The organism is Prevotella merdae, from assembly GCF_900290275.1.
In the GTDB taxonomy this organism is placed as follows: Bacteria; Bacteroidota; Bacteroidia; order Bacteroidales; family Bacteroidaceae; genus Prevotella; species Prevotella merdae.
In genome coordinates, this window is the sequence record NZ_LT985323.1 from 861974 (window position 1) to 880546 (window position 18573).

Consider the following 18573-nt stretch of genomic DNA (forward strand, 5'->3'; position numbering starts at 1 on the left):
TTATGAAAAAGTTTTTTATGTCAATGGCTGCTATGGTTGTAGCAATTAGCGCAAGCGCTCAGGTTTATGTAGGTGGCGGTATGGGTCTCGCTTCTCAGAAGGTAGGCGATGGTGACTCAAAGCTTAGCTACAAGCTCGTTCCTGAGATTGGTTATCAGTTCAATAAGCAGTGGGAAGCTGGTCTTTCTGTAGGATGGGAAGGCGTTGAGGATGGCGCTCACACTTTTGAGATTGCTCCTTATGCTCGTTACAACTTCTGCACAACTAAGCTTGTTGACCTCTTCCTTGAGGGTACTGTAGGTTACAAGCACTATGAGCACGATGTTGACGGATACGAGTTCGGTATCAAGCCAGGTATCAAGGTAAACCTCTCTGACAACGTTGCTTTCGTAACAAAGGTTGGTTTCCTCGGCTATCAGCAGAAGGGTACAGACAACTTCAAGGTTAAGAAGTTTGGTTTCGACCTCGATGGTACAAACATCCAGTTTGGTGTAAACTACAAGTTCTAATCTTAGAAATATATAATAACATAGTAGGAGGTAAATTTCAATAAATGGTTTTTACCTCCTACTTTTTTTTATTTACATACATCTCAAGACAAAAAAGGCTTTCAATCCTTTACCGGATTGAAAGCCTTTTTTCATATAACCTTATTTCTTCAATATCTCGCACAGCTGCCTCATTCCCTCGCTTGCTCCACATTGCAGATGTGTAAACTTCTCTCTGCCAACACCTAAAGAGGGTTCTGGGTCGATAAGATAAACGGGAACAGACGGGCGAACATAATGAATAAGTCCGGCAGCAGGATAAACATTGAGAGATGTACCTATTATTACAAAGATATCGGCTTCTTGGGCTTGCTCGGCTGCCACACTAATCATTGGTACCGATTCGCCAAAGAACACAATAAATGGACGCTCTAAAGAGCCGTCAGCTGACTTTGTACCAGGCTTAACCTCACAATTATCCTCAGTAAGCTCGCGTATATAACGTGGATCATCAGGATTACGCGACGAGCAAACCTTAGTCAATTCTCCATGCAGATGTATCACGTTTGTAGAACCTGCCTTCTCGTGCAGGTTGTCAACGTTCTGCGTAATAACCGTAACCTTATATTCCTTCTCAAGCTCGTGTATAAGGCGGTGTCCCTCATTAGGTTGTGCCTTATAGAGTTTGTGGCGTAGCATGTTATAGAAATTAGTAACGAGTGTTGGGTCCTTAAGCCAACCCTCATGCGATGCTACTTGATCTACTGGATAGTTCTCCCACAATCCATCATTACCACGGAATGTCTTGAAACCCGACTCAACGGACATGCCGGCGCCGGTTAGAAATACTATGTGTTTCATACTTATATAAGTTGACTAGTTGACAAATATGCGAGCTTTTTTAGTTGATGAGTTGGCAAGTGGAAAAGTAACAGTAAAGGCTTACTGCTTCTTCAATGTAAGCACAGTCTTGCCACGACCGTTGGTCAAGTCAACAAGTCCTTCGCCTCCATCCTTATAGGCCTTAACCTTGTGCAATGCGTCAAGTATCTGCTGCTCGTACTCCATATTGGCGCATAGCATCAGCGTTGATCCTATCTCTGAGAAGTCGATAGTTTGCTTGTCCTTATTTACACGTGCGGTACCCATTATAGAGTTGCATCCGGCACAGCCAAACACATTGTTCTTGGCTGTCTCGAAACCAAGAGTAGGACGAAACTCTGTCTTTGTTGTATCTATTGCCTTGCCGTCCACCTCAACAATGTCCCATTCGCCGTTTAGGTCGGCTACCGGACCAATAGTTTTAGTAGCCGAGCAGCTGCAAAGAAGTATTGCAGCTGCGGCTATTAGTTGTATATTCTTCATTGATTTTTGACTAAGCCTTTCAAAGTCTCTTTAAGCCTTTCTCAGCCTTAGCGAAACTCTTAATTGAATAATTCCTAATTGAACAATTCTTAATTGCAGCACAGCCGCAACTAATTCCTAATTCAAAATTCCTAATTTCTAATTCTATTTAAGTTTCCAGGTTGCACCATCCTTAGTATCCTTAACCTCGAAACCAAGTTCAGCCAGTTCGTCGCGTATGCGGTCGCTGGTAGCCCAATCCTTAGAAGCCTTAGCCTTAGAGCGAAGGTCGAGCACCATATCAACAACCTTGCCGAAAGCTTCCTCGCGATGAGAAGAAGAACCAGCATTGTCTGGACGCAAGCCAAGAAGATCGAAGGCAAACAGACGCATTGTCTCGGCCAATTCCTTAAGATCTGTCTCTGAGATAGTTGCCTTATGGTCAACAAGCTTGTTCACTACCGAGCAAGCCTCAAACAAATGAGCAATGACAAGCGGAGTAGCAAAGTCGTCGTTCATAGCATCATAGCACTTCTGACGCAATTCGCTTACAAGTTTCTTTGTAGCTGCATCGCTCTCGGCAGATACATTTATACGGTCGAGATCAGAAATACCGTTCATCAACTTCTCAAGTCCTTTCTGCGAAGCTTGCAATGCCTCGTTGCTGAAGTCTACAGTTCCACGGTAGTGGGCAGATAGGATAAAGAAGCGGATAGTCATTGGCGAGTAAGGCTGCTCAAGATTCTTGTTGTTGCCTGTAAAGAACTCCTCAAGAGTGATAAAGTTGCCAAGCGACTTGCCCATCTTCTGTCCGTTGATGGTAATCATGTTGTTGTGCATCCAATAATGCACCATTTGGTCGCCCTGTGACGCTACAGCCTGTGCTATCTCACATTCATGATGAGGGAATACCAAATCCATACCTCCACCATGAATATCGAAATGGGCACCAAGATACTTGCGTCCCATAGCTGTACACTCGCAATGCCAACCAGGGAAACCGTCGCTCCATGGACTTGGCCAACGCATAATATGCTCAGGCGAAGCCTTCTTCCAAAGAGCAAAATCGGCCTGATTGCGTTTCTCGCCTACTCCATCAAGAGCACGCGACGCATCCTTAACGTCGTCGAGATTGCGTCCCGACAGAATGCCATAATGATACTTCTCGTTATATTTCTTTACATCAAAGTAGATAGAACCATTGCTCTCGTAGGCAAACCCATTGTCCAATATCTGCTGAACCAGCTGCTCCTGTTCGATGATATGACCTGTTGCATGCGGCTCAATACTTGGTGGCAGAACATTCAAAGCCTCCATAGCCGCATGATAGCGATTGGTATAGAACTGAGCTATCTCCATTGGCTCAAGCTGCTCCAAACGTGCCTTCTTCTCTATCTTATCATCTCCCTCATCAGCATCGTGCTCCAAGTGGCCCACATCGGTTATGTTGCGCACATAGCGCACCTTATAACCAAGATGTTTAAGATAACGGAATAGGATATCGAAGGTTATGGCAGGACGAGCATGTCCAAGATGTGGGTCGCCATAGACGGTAGGTCCACAAACATACATGCCTACGTTAGGGGCATGCAGCGGTTTGAACACTTCCTTTCTACGCGACAGCGTATTGTAAATCCAAAGTACTTGTTCCATAATGTATATATATATTATTATCGTTTAATTTATTCTACTGCAAAATTAGCAATTTAAAATGAATTAAAGGAGAGTTAGCTTTACAGTTTGATTTTTCTGTTCTCAAACTTCTCCAATAGTCTCAATGCTTTTTCTACAGTTTCCTCCTCATTCCAGCCTCGCTCGTGAGCATACCTACTTATAAAGTAGCGGTACAGATCGCGACGGTGTGTGAAACGTTTAAGGTTTTCAAGGCACACATCATCCGACGGCATACCGTCGCAAAAATGAGATCGGTTGGTATCTATAACATCAAACCTGTAGTCGCCATCTGCTGTATTCTCAAACAGGAAGTTGGCCGAGTTGAGGTCGCCATGCAGCACTCCCCTACTGTGCATAAACACTACATAGCGTGCTATAGCATCAGCAAGCGGACGGCAAAACTCCTCTGGGTCGACAAGAAGCGTGAATGCCTCAGTGCCCATACTTTGCTCACAGACGAAGTAACCGACGCTAAACAGTCCACACCTCGTCTGCTCCATATATGCAATCTCACGTGGCGTGGAAATGCCTCTACGGCGCATTTCCGTAGCAAACCTATATGCACGTTCGGCCTTTGTAGGTCGATACAGGGTATAAGCTACCGACTGCAACAGGTTTACGCGCTTGAAACGCTTAACAACAAAAGCCTTGCCGTCATGATGAAACACCTTAACGCTGTTGCGCTTGTTTTTTAACGTCTCGCCTTCCAAACTGTCAAACGTCTGCGGTATTCGTTCTATAAAGTCTTTATACTGTATGTATTCGTCGGATATTATTACCTTCATCTCTATATTTATAGTGTGCTTACGATAGCGAGAGCATCTTCTCTATAGGCTTTACAGCCTCGCGGGCTATATCGGGGTCTACCTCTACGCTTGGCCAACCATACTTCAGCGTGTTGTATATCTTCTGTAGAGTGTTCTTCTTCATATACTCGCACTCGTTGCATGAGCACCCTACCCCACCCTCTGATACTTCAGGCGGAACTGGATAGAACTTAACATCAGGACAACAACGCTCAAGCTCGTGCAGTATACCAGCCTCTGTGGCTATGATATACTCCTTGAGCTCAGGATGAGCCTTAGCATAGTTTAGCATGGTTGCAGTAGAGCCTTTCACATCGGCTACGGCAAGCACAGGAGCCTTGCATTCCAGATGTGCCATAACAAGAGCTCCGGGATGCTCTTGCTTAAGTTTTACGATAGCCTCTACCGAGAACTTCTCGTGCACATGGCATCCTCCATTCCACAGCAACATATTTCTGCCCGACACACTATTGATATAGTTGCCAAGATTATAGTCAGGTCCGAAGATTATCTTCTCGTCTTTCGGGAATGAGGCCATCACCTTCTCGGCGTTGCCCGATGTAACTACACAGTCGGTCAAAGCCTTTACAGCAGCAGTGGTATTGACGTAGCTCACCACCTTATATCCAGGATGCTCGTCCTTAAACTTCTTAAGATCCTCTGCCTTACATGAGTCGGCAAGCGAGCAACCAGCGGTGAGGTCTGGACATAAAACTGTCTTGTCTGGCGACAGGAGCTTACAGGTTTCGGCCATAAAGTGAACACCACACATTACCATAACCTTGGCATCAGTCTCAGCAGCCTTGCGAGCCAATGCAAGCGAGTCGCCTACAAAGTCGGCAATGTCCTGGATGTCGCCCACAGTATAATAGTGTGCCAGAATTATAGCGTCTTTCTCCTTGCAGAGCTGACGTATCTCCTTCTTCAAATCCAAGGATGCGTCTACCTGTTCGTCGACATATCCTTTCTCAATCCACTCTTTTTTCATATTTATATTGTTACTTGTTTTTGTTTTCCCCAACACCTATTCTTTATATTTCTTTTTATTTTTAAAGAAAAAAAGAAAAAGTATGAGTATGATGTACTGTTAATATGTTGATAATATTTTCGTTATCAACAGGTCTTTTACAGTATCCACACAACAGGCCCTGTTATCAACAGGTTTATTTAACATCTTCTGTCTGATTATTAGATAGATATGTGGGTTATCCACAGTTTATACATTCATCTTGCAAAGTTAATAAGTTTATATCTTTTTCCGTTATTTATTTGTGGAAAACTTTTGTATAATGATTTTATAACTATGTTGGTTATCCACACCTGTCCCTGTCCTTATACTTGCCTGTTGATAACTCTATAGTTACTAACAATTCTACTAACAGGTTATCAACAGGTTTACAGAGGTTATAAACAGGGTAGGGTAGAAGTGTTATTTATATCTCAAAATATTAATGTTTATAGTGCAAACAATGATATCTTGGGATATTATATGGTACAAAAAACACACCTGTATGCCATTATCTGTGTTATTAGCTTCAATATTTATTATTGACCGCAACTGTCTTACCCGCTACCTGTCACAGTACCTGTTACCTGTTTACAACACTTATAACAGGCACTCAACAGGTTATCAACAGTTATTTTAAAAAGTTATCCACACATCACTCCTACTTCTCAACACTTTTCCTGTGGTTTATTCGGCATTTATCCACAGGATTTGTTAATATTGTATAGTTGATTATCAGTATATTACATAGTTATCCACACTTTTATGTTGTTTAGTATATGTTGGTAATATCTGTGTTCGATTATATATGTTTTCCTTTTATAGTTTATCCTGTCGTATTAATAATGTTAGTTGTTATGGATAAACCTGTTGATAACTGTGTTAGTAACTACCAAACCAACATTTATTGTTAATAATATTCCACTGAAATACAATTAATTACAAAGTTATCCACAGGTTGTGTGTAATATGTGGATAACCTGTATATTACAGGATATGGAGTAGGGTATAAGTGCTATATTATCAGGATGTATTACACAGGCATAATAGATTATATGTTGTGGTATTTACTGTTTAAGGCTATCTGCCTGTAGTTTGTCCTGTATATTAGTGAAAATAATGTCTATAAACACAAAATTGTGGATAACTATTGATTGATAATCAATTGATTACCGAGTTATCAACAGTTATCCACAATTTATGTGTATAATGATAATATGGAGTAGGGTGTTAGTCAAAGTAATACCTGTCTGACGCTTTTTTGTTTACTTTCAGCACCTTTTCCATCTTCAGGTAGTTTATAAACAGGGATGTGTTGCGCATAAGGAGGTGATATAGTAGCTTGTCCTTAGTCTTTAGTTTGCCCGCATATTTTGGTGCATATTCTTTAAGTATAGGCTTTATACGTTCCATATATTCCAGAATAACTTTACGGCTGGTGTTTATACGTGCAATATGCTTGGCGGCATGTATTGCTCTCAACGTTATGTATGCAGATGCAAGAGGCTTGAATTTGGAATTGCCGTAGTATTCTAAGCGCTGTTTCTCGGCTTCAAGAAATGCAAACTTCTGTTGCGGATTGATGTTATGTACAATGCTGCTGCGTCGCATTCTGTAATGATAAAGCGGACGCATTGCGCGCACCACACGGTTTGCCTTTTCAAACCAGTAGGGCAGAACTGCATAGTCCTCAAAGCATACATGTTCTGGCATGCGATAGTTTAGGCAAGAGCGTCTGAACACCATCTGCCATATATAACTTGGTATTTGGTCCTTAATAATAAGTTCTGTTGCTTGGTCGTGGTTTAGCACCTCAATATTATAGTCGGGATGCTTGCACAGGCTACCCATAGTGGTGTAGTTGTAGTGGTTGCATATGGCAATATCGGCATTGTTTTCTTTTATAGTTTTCAGCAAGAACGAGTACATGTTAGGTTCAATTCTATCGTCGCTGTCCACAAATCCCACGTACTCTGCTGTAGACATATCAATAGCCACGTTGCGCGAGTCGGCTTGTCCCGAGTTTGGCTTATGAACCACAGTTATGCGTTTGTCGCTATTAGCCCAACTGTCGCATATTTCAGGCGAAGCGTCTGTAGATCCATCGTCAATAATTATAAGGTGCCAGTCCTTCAGCTCTTGGTCTACAATCGACTGTATACATTGGTCGAGATATCTCTCCGTGTTGTATACGGGCAGTATTATGTCTAATATAGGTGTGTGGGTATCTGGTGTTGTCATAATTTCTTTATTCCGTTTTTGCACATAGTTCGTGTAAGGTTGTTTTGCAGCAGCGGTCGGTTGCTCTCTACAAAACTCTTCTCCTTGTGATACAGATGATATTCTATGGCTTGAAATTTAGCCCATTTGCGTTTTAGCCCGAGGTTTATAAGGCGTACTATGATGTCGGTATCCTCCAGTCCATAGCCTACCATGTCGGAGTCGAATCCGTTTACGGCCTTAAGGTCGCTCATAAACATAGACATATTGGCTCCACGTCCTTTATTCCAATTCTTTTTATACATATTTTTTGTATAGAACGAGAGCCAAGGCATATATATAGAATTGAATCTGCTTTTAACTCCACGCGAGTACCAATGTCGTTGTATGCTCTTTCGTTTAATAAGGTGGTGAGATATATCCGATTTCAGTTTGGAGCGGCTACCCATTACAAAGTATCCTTTCTCGGCCAATTTCTTGTGGTCTTTTATAAAATGGCGTTCCATAATAATGTCGCCATCTACAAACACCACGTAGTCGCCTTCGCACATTCTAAGTGCGTTGTTGCGCGATTCTGCAAGTCTGAACCCACGGTCTTCCTGCCATGCGTGTTTTACATTACATGGCAATATACTTGTAAATTCTTCTATCAGTTCTCTTGTTTCTTCAGTAGATCCGTCATCAGCTATAATCACCTCGTCGGGCATAATAATCTGCTTGGCAACGCTCATCAGACAAAGTCGTAGCATGCCTGGAGAGTTGTAGGTTGATATTATGAGTGAAACTTTCATACCTGTGTTTTTTGTCTAATGATTATACAATCCTTTACAATTTACTTTATCTGTGTATTTGATAGTTGGTTTTGCATTGACTGCATTCTACATATAAATCGCAAATTTATATAATACTTGTATCCTTATAGAACATTTTATATGTGTAATAGTATATTTTTTGATGTATATCAAGAAAATAAGGGCATATACATCGATAAATATAATAAAACAGGGTTCATCCGGCATTCTATGTGCCAGAAGCTTATGCTTAAGTTTGCACAACATTGAATGCCTGATGAACCTTGTTTATATGTCTTTATAATTTATCCCAGTACCGTTTTCAGTACCATATAACTGGTACTGGAGTTTCATATAACTGGTACTGGAGTACCAATTATATGGTACTGCAGTTTAAACTAACTGGTACTGGGGAGTTGATTATATTATTCAAGTTTAGAAGTTATAGAATTTAAAGAAGTTATAGAATTAAAAGCCGTATGCTTTACAGATGAATATTCAGCAAAAAGAGTAATGGCTATAAATTCTAGCGACTGAAGGGAGCGCTAACTTCTTTAACTTCTGAATTCTATGAACTTGCTAAAGTTCAGTTATATTACTTTTAAGCAACAGTAAAACAACTTATAATCATCAGTTGTATGCTCTGTCGCTCGCTATCATATTGTTTGATTCTATTGCTTCTTCAGCATAAACTGCGCAGTCTGTATCATTGCGAAAACATATTGCTTCAAAGGCTCAAATTCGGCTGTAAATTTAGCTTGCTGCAATTGGTTGCCCTTGATGTTGTAGCAGAATGCGCGGTTGGTTTTAGGCTCGTATATATAGCAACGATTAGCTGTTCGTGCCACAATTTGATTGTCGGCAGAGTAGAACACAAGCGGGCGCTCGTCCTTGGTCTGGTCTATTCCGAAGCCGTCGTACTGATAGCTTATGCCGAGTATAGACATAAGTGTAGGCATGATGTCTACCTGATTGGCAAGCTTGTCTACACGCTTGTTCTGCACACCAGGACCAAATATAATGAGAGGTATATGATTATACGACTCGGGCAATTCGCCGGATACCTTACCCACCAGTTTGCCATGGTCGGCAAGTATCACAAATACCGTGTTGTTGTACCATGACTGCTTGCGTGCCTTGTTAAGGAAGTTGCCTATAGCCCAGTCGGCATATTCCACAATCTGTGTTTCGGGCTCCTTGGTCTTAGGCTTGAACCATTCTGGAATGATATAAGGCGGATGGTTGCTTATGGTGAGCAATGTGGCAAAGAAAGGCTTGTTTGTGGCAGCCTGGCTGTTTATCTTGTTAAGGGCGTAATCGAAGAGGAAATGGTCGGACACGCCAAACGAGTTGACAACCTCCTCCTTTGGATAATCCTCTTGCGCATATATGTCGTCGTAGCCATTTGTGGCAAAGAAAGCCTTCATATTGTCGTATTGTGCCTCGTGTGTCATGAAGAACATGTTGTGATAGCCATTCTGCTTTAGTACGGTAGGTATTCCGTCGCGTCGTGGCGTAACTGTGCCCTTCATCAGATTGCGGAACATCATGGCCGGAAACGAATAGAGCGATGCCGTCATACCATGATTGGTATGTATTCCGGCAGAATAGCAATGAGTAAAAGCCATTGAGTGGTTGTACAGCGAGTCGAGTGTTGGGGTAAGTCGTTGTTGCTGTCCAAAGGTTTGCAGCAAATTGGCCGACATCGACTCCATAAGTATCACCACAACATTCTTCTTATGTGCTGTTGCTGTGTTGTTGGCAACGGTATTTGTAGAGTTGTCTATGTATCTGCGCAATACATGCATCGAGTCGCACTTGCCGGTAATGCCCAGGCTTTCTCGTGCCAAGCTTACGGCAGTAGGGTAGGGCATAAGGTGCAGGTCGCGGTTCTCCTTGCGCATGTCATCAAGGGCAGATGTAAGTAGATTAAAGGCTGGGTTGATGCCGAGCTGATTAAGGAAGGCGTCGTCGCAATAATAGGCTTGCGAAATTTTTATAGGATTGTAGCCAGTACGTCCGCGTATTCCGAACACGCACAGGGCTATTGTAATGGCCGACAGGAAGAAGTACATGGCATGAGTGGTTGCCACTCTTAGCCAAGATTGCTGTGCATGCTTGGCTTGGTTGAATGTGTTGATAAAGGCATTCAAACCGCTATTGTTCTCGCCAGACAGAGCTATATGGCGGTCGAACCAGCGGCGCAATCGCACCATAATATATATGTAAAGTGCCATGCAAATGAAAAACATGGCAATGTACAGGAAGTAGGATTTCTCTCCAGTAACCATGCCTGCTGTTGTTCCGGCATATCCAAACCACTCGAATATAGACGAGTTGATGTTCTTGAAGAAATAGGCAAAGTAGGGAATATTGGCTGCCGATGCCATAAAGGCAATAGAGCCAAGCACGCCGTACCACCACACGGTGGCTTTACGCATCCATCGGCATGTGATTAACACCGATGCCGGAAGCAACGTAAGGGTAAGTGGCACAACGCTAATATAACAGGCTATAACGTTGTCGAACCATATACCACGTATAAATGCCGGCACAACGCTTGCAGATGTGTCGGATACCATGCTGCCTAACGCCATATATTCTACAAGGCGAAACAGCGACAGGAATAAGAGTGTGAGTATGTGTAGGGACATAACCCACGCTGCTGAGAGTAAGAATCGTTTGTTGTTTTGCATGGTGCAAAGGTACATAAGAAAATTCAGACATAGGAAGAAATTATTTAAATACTAAACAAATAAACCGAGTTATCGGGATTATCATTATCTTTGCATATATTGATAATAAAGTGGAGGTAATAGAATGGAGACACGCATAACGGAGCAATCGTCGCACTACGACCATTTGGAGCAGATGACTGTAGAGCAGATAACCGAAGGAATAAACAATGAGAGCATGTTGGTTGCTGTAGCTGTGGGCAAGGCTCTGCCGTGCCTTAACAGGCTTATATCGGCTATAGAGAACAGGCTGCGCGATGGTGGCAGACTGTTTTATGTGGGATGTGGCACAGGCGGTCGACTTGCTACGCTTGATACTATTGAGGTGCAAAACACTTATGGTACGGATGGAACACAGATTCAGGCTATATTTCCGGGTGGCACATGTTGTCTTACACAGACAAGAGAGTCGCGTGAGGACGACTTGCATAATGGTTGGCAGCAACTAATGGAACGTGGCATAAACGGTAAGGATATTGTAGTAGGCTTCTCGGCAAGTGGCACAACTCCCTTTGTTCTTGCCACATTAAGGCATTGCCGTGAGCAAGGTATATTGACAGGCTGCATAGTTAACAATCCCAATTCGCCTATAGCAAGTGTTGCCGACTATTCTGTTGAGGTAGTAACAGGTCCAGAGTTTGTAACAGGTTCTACGCGCATGAAGGCAGGCACATCTCAGAAGATGTGTCTCGACATGATAAGCACAACGATAATGATAAGGCTTGGTAGGGTAGAGGGCAACAAGATGGTGAATGCCAAACTGATAAATGCCAAGCTCATTGATCGTGCCGTACGCATCTTTATGGAGCGCAATCCACAGATAAAGAACGCAGACGAGGCAAGAAGACTGATAATGGAGGCGGGAAGCGTGAAGAAGGCAGAAGCAAGGCTGTGAGCAGAGTTTGAACGTTCATAAAAATGTATAAATGTAGCAGTTGAACGTTCATAAAAATGTAGAAATACATAGTTTGAACGTTCATAAAAATGTGTTTCGCTTGTGTATATAGCTGATTATTAGTAACTTTGCATACAATCAAAAAAATATACATTATGAAACGTCATATTTTAAGTAATCTTAAGGAATGGAAGGATTCGCCAAATCGGAAACCATTAATATTATTAGGTGCCCGTCAGGTGGGTAAGACTTATATCCTAAAGCAATTCGGTAGAGAGGAATTTGATAATATGGTATATGTAAATTGCCATAATAACCCCTTTGTTGAGTCGCTCTTTGTGGATTTTGATATTGACCGTATATTGTATCAAATAGAACTTCAGTATGAGCAACGTATAACGGTTGGCAAAACTTTACTCTTCTTCGATGAGATACAGGAAGTAAAGAATGGCATCCCGTCGCTGAAATATTTTTGTGAGAATAAGCGAGACTTGCATGTTGTTGTAGCTGGCTCGCTCTTGGGTATATCTTTGCGTGAAGAGGAAAGTTTTCCTGTTGGCAAGGTGGATAACCTCCGAATGTATCCAATGACATTTGACGAGTTCCTTATTGCTAATGGTCGTGATATGCTTGCCGATTGTCTTAAAGCTCTTGATAAGGAAATGCTTGCTCCTCATCATGAAACTCTTGTAGAATATTTAAGACAATACTATTTTGTTGGAGGTATGCCAGAGGCTGTCTTAACATGGATAGAAACACATGACCCCAGTGCCACAAGAAAGGTGCAACAGTCAATATTGAGTACATATAATCGTGATTTTGGTAAGCATACAAAGACGGAAGCAGAACGAATACGTATGGTTTGGAATAGTATTCCTGCACAATTAGCAAAAGAGAATAAGAAGTTTGTATTTGGAGTGGTAAAGAAAGGTGCCAGAGCTGTAGAGTACGAGAAGGCTATTCAGTGGCTTGTGGATGCTGGTCTTATATACAAGATTTGTCGCATATCAAAGCCCGAAGAGCCTCTACAATTCTATGTTGATTCAATGTGTTACAAGGTATTTATGATGGACGTTGGATTGTTGGCATGTATGTGTGGAGCACGTTCTAAAGTTATGCTTCTTGGTATGGATGTTTTTTCTGAGTTTAAGGGTGCGTTTACAGAGAATTATGTGATGTCGCAAATTAAAGCATTGGAGATATGTGACGGAATGGATAATAATATATTCTACTACAGCAAAGACAGTTCGCCATTAGAGGTAGATTTCATAATACAAGGCAGAGACAGGGTTATCCCCGTAGAGGTTAAGGCTGAGCACAATGTGAGGTCCAAGTCGCTCTCTACATTTATAAATCAAGAATTCAGTGGTTATGCTCTTAAAGGTTTGCGTTGTTCAATGATGCCTTTTGTTACGCAAGATTGGATGGAGAATATTCCTTTATATGCTGCTGAAGCATACTTTAACGAGGAGGGATTAGGATCAAGCGAATAAATAAACAAATTGAAAAAGTCCGACATTGTCGGACATATTCAAAGCTTCTGATGTTCTTCTCTCTGCGCACGCAATGGCAAGAAGACTGATAATGGAGGCGGGAAGCGTGAAGAAGGCAGAAGCAAGGCTGCACCAATGATGCACCTTTTTATATATAATGAGGGTGTGTCAAAATAGGAGTTAGAGGAAGTTAAGAAGAAGTTAATCCATCTACGATGGATGGGAGTTCTTGCTAAAGCAAGCGGCAAAGCCGAGCGAACAGACAAATGCTTTATTTTCAGCAATTTATACATATGTCCGCTCGCTCGGCTTTGCCGCTTGCCTTAGCAAGAACTTCCGTTAACTTCGGGCGAAGCCCAAACTTCCGTTAACTCCTATTTTGACACACCCTCATTTTTTAAAACTAAGTATGAATGTTGTTACATTACATAAACAAGTCTTTTAGGACAAAGCGTATGGAGTTGCGCAGAATTTTCAAATCGCGTTTTAGGCCGTTCTTTCTCATAGCACGTTCTAATTTATATGCCACCTTTGCTGTCAGTAGCTCTTGCTTCTGCTCTTTTGTTTCTTTCTCCTTAGGCAAACCGTTAGGGAATAGACGCTTCAACACGAGGTTGAACTCTGTTCTTACCTGCTTGGGCTGATTAAAGCTGATACCGTCGAGATAGAAAACGGCAACCACTATATCCATCGACTTGTATGAATGATGTCTTACATATCGGTTTTCAACAAAATGCGCCCAGTCAGCAACTATCTTAAGGCTTTCGTCGTATGGATGCTCCTTAAGCAACTTGGTCTTGATAAATGTAGATTGATGTTGCAAAGCGTTATCAGAGAGGAAGCGCAATGTGGGACTCTTGGGCGGCATGCGTAGTGAAGCATATTGCTCATCCATAACAATAGTGCGTCCTACACAATAGTCGGTACCATCGAGCTCTGGCGCAGCCTTCTCTAATACCATAGCAGATAAGAAATGGTCGCCTGAGTTCATGAATATGCAGTATTCGCCAGTAGCCATGGCAATACCCTTGTTCATGGCATTATATATACCTTTATCAGGCTCGCTTACCCAACGGGTAATTTGGGCAGATTTGCTCTCTAAGTATTCCTTGCTACCATCGTTAGAGCCGCCGTCTACCACAATGTATTCATAGTCATTGTACGTTTGCGACAAAACCGAAGGTACTGTGCGTTTTAGTCCCTCTAAGTTGTTGTAACTTATTGTTATAATTGATATCTTTGCCATATTCTTTTTTGAGTGAATGAATTACTATTTTGCAAAGTTAAGAAATATCTTTATGATAAAAATCAATTTATTATAAAAAATATAATAGTGTTAGCTTGCCCATTCAAAATCTTGTTTATATCTTTGTCACCACTAACAAAACTATAAAATACTAAAACTACTTATAAATTTATGAAACTATGTTTAGCTTTACTCCCCGCCTTGTTTTGTGTGTCTTTGTCAGCCTTTGCTGATGACGATAAACCTACAATAAATGTTGATTTGCAGACTCGTGTTAGTTATCTCAACGACCGTGTGGATAATGAGATACGACATGATGCTTCGGGTTTTAAGGGCGATTATCTTTTGCTGATGGTAAGCGGACAGATAAACGACCGTATATCCTACTCGTGGAGACAGCGACTTAACAAGAAGATAGACAAGAATGACAAGTTTAACGCTACCGACTGGGTGTACGTTAACTATAAGGCAGACGCTAATTGGAGCTTTGCTGCGGGTAAGCAAGTGGCTATGGTAGGCGGATATGAGTACGACCGTTCGCCAATAGACATATATCTTGCTTCTGAGTTCTGGAACAATGTGGCGCCTTTCCAGTTTGGTGCAAGTGCCTCTTATACCACAAATAACGGTAAAAGCAGTTTTACGGCACAAGTAACGCAAAGCTTGTTCCATATGCCATCCCGCAACGATATGCTTGCCTATCATTTGCATTGGGCAGGCAATTATGGCTGGTTCAATTCGCTCTACTCGCTCAATATGATAGAGTATTCCCCCAAACACTTCATCTCGTACATAGTTCTTGGCAATAAGTTTAATGTAGGCAACGCATCCCTGGAACTTGACCTGATGAACCGTGCAGCCAGTCATCAGACATTCTTCCTAAAAGACTGCTCGGTTATGGCACGTCTCGACTATCGTCCGATATCGCATCTTGGATTGTTCGGCAAGTTTACATACGATGTAAACCGCACGAATACAGATGCCGATATGTGTGTGCATTCGGGTACAGAACTTACAGCCTTTGGAGGAGGAGTGGAGTATTATCCCACTAAGGGCAATCCTGATGTGCGTCTTGGTCTTAGTGTGTCGCATGCTACGGGCACCAACAGCAATCCTTCGGGAACAATGTTAAGCAATCAAACAATAGTGCGCCTGGGTTTTATAGCCAAGCTGCATCTGTTGTCGTGGAAAAGCAAATAACTAAAACTATAGCCTTATGGAAAAGAACAAATCCAATCGCAAGTCGCTTGTTCCGAGTGGCGTATGGTGTATCACATCGGTAGTAGTGCTCTTCGGTTATCTTGGCATGGTGATGGGAGTGCCCAACATGCTCAATACAATAATGAGGACTGCCCACGACCTATTGCTCAACACGGTGTTCTACTTGATGAGTATATGCGTGATAACGGGTGCTATAGGCAAGGTGTTTGTAGAGTTTGGCGTGGTAGCATTGCTTGAGCGCACACTAAGACCATTGATGCGCCCTATATTCAATCTGCCAGGCGTAACGTCGTTGGGAGCCGTAATGACATTCCTTTCAGACAACCCAGCCATTATCTCGCTCGCACACGACAAGCGTTTTGCAAGCTACTTCAAGAAATACCAATTCATATCGCTCACCAACTTCGGTACAGCCTTCGGCATGGGCTTGCTCGTGATAGTGTTTATGGCAAGTCAAGGCTATTATGCCGCCCCACTTATCGGATTGATAGGTGCTTGTTGCGGATGCGTGTGCTCCACTCGACTGATGCAACGATTTGTATTGAAAGCCTATCCGCAGTATGCTACCGAGGATGCCGTGTCGGCAGAGGATATAGAAGAAGAAAAGGAAGAAGACGAGAAGAGCGAAAAGACAGTCTTCATACGCTTGCTCAACGCCATGCTCGATGGTGGACGAAGTGGTGTGGAAGTGGGCGTTGCCATTATCCCCGGTGTGCTTATCATCTCTACTTTTGTGATGATATTCACCTTCGGAGCCGGAGCCGACGGAACATATAATGGCTCAGCCTATCAAGGTGTGGAACTGCTGCCTTGGCTTGCTAACAAGGTAGACTTTGTGTTTGAATGGCTCTTTGGTTTCCACGACCCACATCTCGTAGCCTTCCCTATCACGGCTCTTGGTGCCGTTGGTGCAGCCTTAAGTCTTATACCGGGCTTTATCGCCCATGGTTGGATAGATGGCAACGCCATCGCTGTGTTTACAGCCATAGGTATGTGCTGGAGTGGATTCCTTAGCACCCATACTGCCATGCTCGACTCCATAGGCTATCGCGACCTCACACCCAAAGCCATCATGGCGCACTTCTGCGGAGGTCTGGTTGCTGCCATCAGCGCCCATTGGATGTTCGCTCTGTATACACTAATAGTGGCATAAGATAAAAATAAGGTTCATCCGATATTTGGAGTGATACAAGCTGGAGTTTATCGTGGAGGTTGGCGTCTTGATGTTCGTATAATGAACGTATAATTTTACTTGTAGTTCTTTTGTATGTAGTTCCCACAGAACGCACAGATCACACTCTAAGTTTGCAGAAGAAAGCAATTAGGCTAAATAATCAAGGTAAAACTATGATTGCTAAAGACAGTTTCGTACCTTTGTTGTAAAAAGGTAGAATCGGTCTGTCGAAGAGGTAAACCAAAGATCGCACAAGTCTGAAGACTATGTTCTGTTTCGGACCTCATCGACATAGTTGCAAAGACCAGATAGAAAGTTATCGGCTCTGAGCCTTGTTAGAGTGTTAGTCCATACAACTATTGACCAATTCTACATAACTAAAATCGTACAAAGATATGAAGAATTTATTTATTGGAGTTGATTTTTCGAAAGAAAAAGTTGATGTGGCTATCATTTTTGCAGATGGACTGACAGAAACAGCTGCACGAATGTTTAACGAGTTCAAGACAACTGTGTCTGGCTACAAGCAACTGGTCAAGTGGGTGGAGCAGAATTCCTACGGCATCGACTCTTCCCTGTGGCTCTTCTGTGGAGAGAATACGGGCGACTACAGCAAGGGACTGTGCAACTTTCTCTATGGTAAAGGCTACGACATGTGGCTTGAGAATGCCAAGAGCATCAAGGATGCATCAGGTCTCAGACGATTGAAGTCGGACCGCGCCGACGCCTCGATGATTGCCGAATACGCAATGAGGAATTACGACAGAGCCATTATGTACGAGCCACTTAGCGAGTCACTTGCACAACTGCGCGAACTGTTTCTGTATCGTCAGATGGTTATAAGACACAGATGCAGCTTTCAAGTGCGCAGAGGCGAGAAGAAACTCACAATGGAGAAGTCTCCTGTCAAGACAATGATCTCGCAGAGCGGAAGGCATATCGTGTCTGAACTCAACAAGGAAGTAGAGAAAATAGACAAGCGAATCGCCGAGCTCATCAAGTCAGACGAGGAACTCACCGAGGTGTTCACCATCGTGACCTCGGTGCCTGGTATAGGAACGCAGAATGCTGTCTGTCTGATGGTATACACCGACAACTTCCGTCGTTTCAACTACGATTCAAGGAAGATTGCCTGCTACTACGGCATAGCCCCATTCGGCAAGGATTCGGGCACCAGCGTGCATTCAGATCCTCGTGTGCACTATATGGCGAACCGTCAGATAAAGTCCATGCTGACGCAGGCTGCACTGGCTGCCGTGAACTTCAATCCTGTTATTGCAAGGTACTATATGCGTCTCGTGGAACGTGGAAAGAAGAAGCAGGTTGCACTGAACAATGTGAAGAACAAACTCGTGCATTTGGTCACTGCCATGGCCAGAAACCGCCAGCTTTATACCCCAGAATATAAAATCTCAGCTTAAAATGAAAATAATGGTCAAAACATTTGGATTTTAACATAGAAAGCAGAAGCCTACGGGCT

At 42.7% G+C, this 18573-nt stretch carries 15 protein-coding genes; 6 read left to right on the forward strand and 9 right to left on the reverse strand.

The window, feature by feature from the left end; translation table 11 throughout:
• The first annotated feature begins 2 nt into the window (after window positions 1-2).
• Window positions 3-509, forward strand: coding sequence for an outer membrane beta-barrel protein (locus C9991_RS03440; RefSeq protein WP_106811211.1), 507 nt, complete (start codon window positions 3-5; stop codon window positions 507-509).
• A 141-nt stretch (window positions 510-650) separates the two neighbouring features.
• Here the strand turns inward: C9991_RS03440 and C9991_RS03445 are convergent, their stop codons facing one another.
• From C9991_RS03445 to C9991_RS03480, 8 genes are all read right to left on the reverse strand, one after another.
• Window positions 651-1349 carry an SIR2 family NAD-dependent protein deacylase gene (locus tag C9991_RS03445; RefSeq protein ID WP_106811212.1) on the reverse strand — a complete coding sequence of 233 codons (699 nt, stop codon included), beginning with the start codon at window positions 1347-1349 and terminating at the stop codon, window positions 651-653.
• An 81-nt stretch (window positions 1350-1430) separates the two neighbouring features.
• On the reverse strand, window positions 1431-1853 hold the full coding sequence (locus tag C9991_RS03450) for an META domain-containing protein (protein ID WP_106811213.1): 423 nt from the start codon (window positions 1851-1853) through the stop codon (window positions 1431-1433).
• Window positions 1854-1997: 144 nt separating this feature from the next.
• A complete protein-coding gene (cysS, locus tag C9991_RS03455) occupies window positions 1998-3485 on the reverse strand; it encodes a cysteine--tRNA ligase (protein ID WP_106811214.1) in 1488 nt (495 codons plus the stop codon).
• Window positions 3486-3565: 80 nt separating this feature from the next.
• On the reverse strand, window positions 3566-4291 hold the full coding sequence (locus C9991_RS03460; RefSeq protein ID WP_106811215.1) for a lipopolysaccharide kinase InaA family protein: 726 nt from the start codon (window positions 4289-4291) through the stop codon (window positions 3566-3568).
• 19 nt (window positions 4292-4310) lie between these two features.
• Entirely contained in the window at window positions 4311-5300 is a 990-nt protein-coding gene (gene nadA / locus C9991_RS03465) for a quinolinate synthase NadA (RefSeq protein WP_106811216.1), read from the reverse strand.
• A 1248-nt stretch (window positions 5301-6548) separates the two neighbouring features.
• Window positions 6549-7559 carry a glycosyltransferase family 2 protein gene (locus tag C9991_RS03470; RefSeq protein WP_106811217.1) on the reverse strand — a complete coding sequence of 337 codons (1011 nt, stop codon included), beginning with the start codon at window positions 7557-7559 and terminating at the stop codon, window positions 6549-6551.
• Complete coding sequence (locus tag C9991_RS03475; protein ID WP_106811218.1) at window positions 7556-8329, reverse strand: glycosyltransferase family 2 protein; 774 nt, start codon at window positions 8327-8329, stop codon at window positions 7556-7558. Before C9991_RS03475 ends, C9991_RS03470 begins: the two co-directional genes overlap by 4 nt.
• Window positions 8330-9000: 671 nt before the next feature.
• Window positions 9001-10983 (reverse strand): LTA synthase family protein, encoded by a 1983-nt coding sequence (locus C9991_RS03480; protein ID WP_232823231.1) that lies wholly within the window; start codon window positions 10981-10983, stop codon window positions 9001-9003.
• A gap of 166 nt (window positions 10984-11149) precedes the next feature.
• On the opposite strand from C9991_RS03480, the gene C9991_RS03485 reads away from it, so the two are divergent.
• Window positions 11150-11959: an N-acetylmuramic acid 6-phosphate etherase gene (locus C9991_RS03485; RefSeq protein WP_106811220.1), complete on the forward strand. Its 810-nt coding sequence runs from the start codon at window positions 11150-11152 to the stop codon at window positions 11957-11959.
• Window positions 11960-12114: 155 nt separating this feature from the next.
• Window positions 12115-13452 (forward strand): ATP-binding protein, encoded by a 1338-nt coding sequence (locus tag C9991_RS03490; RefSeq protein ID WP_106811221.1) that lies wholly within the window; start codon window positions 12115-12117, stop codon window positions 13450-13452.
• Window positions 13453-13876: 424 nt separating this feature from the next.
• Here C9991_RS03490 and C9991_RS03495 read toward each other — a convergent pair whose 3' ends face one another.
• Window positions 13877-14698: a glycosyltransferase family 2 protein gene (locus tag C9991_RS03495; RefSeq protein WP_106811222.1), complete on the reverse strand. Its 822-nt coding sequence runs from the start codon at window positions 14696-14698 to the stop codon at window positions 13877-13879.
• 171 nt (window positions 14699-14869) lie between these two features.
• Between C9991_RS03495 and C9991_RS03500 the strand changes: the two genes are divergently transcribed.
• The 3 genes from C9991_RS03500 to C9991_RS03510 all read left to right on the forward strand — a co-directional run bounded on the left by C9991_RS03500 (window position 14870) and on the right by C9991_RS03510 (window position 18514).
• Window positions 14870-15898: a porin gene (locus C9991_RS03500; RefSeq protein ID WP_106811223.1), complete on the forward strand. Its 1029-nt coding sequence runs from the start codon at window positions 14870-14872 to the stop codon at window positions 15896-15898.
• Window positions 15899-15914: 16 nt separating this feature from the next.
• On the forward strand, window positions 15915-17072 hold the full coding sequence (locus C9991_RS03505; protein WP_106811224.1) for a CD0519/CD1768 family membrane protein: 1158 nt from the start codon (window positions 15915-15917) through the stop codon (window positions 17070-17072).
• A 416-nt stretch (window positions 17073-17488) separates the two neighbouring features.
• Complete coding sequence (locus tag C9991_RS03510) at window positions 17489-18514, forward strand: IS110 family RNA-guided transposase (protein ID WP_106810849.1); 1026 nt, start codon at window positions 17489-17491, stop codon at window positions 18512-18514.
• Window positions 18515-18573: the final 59 nt, after the last annotated feature.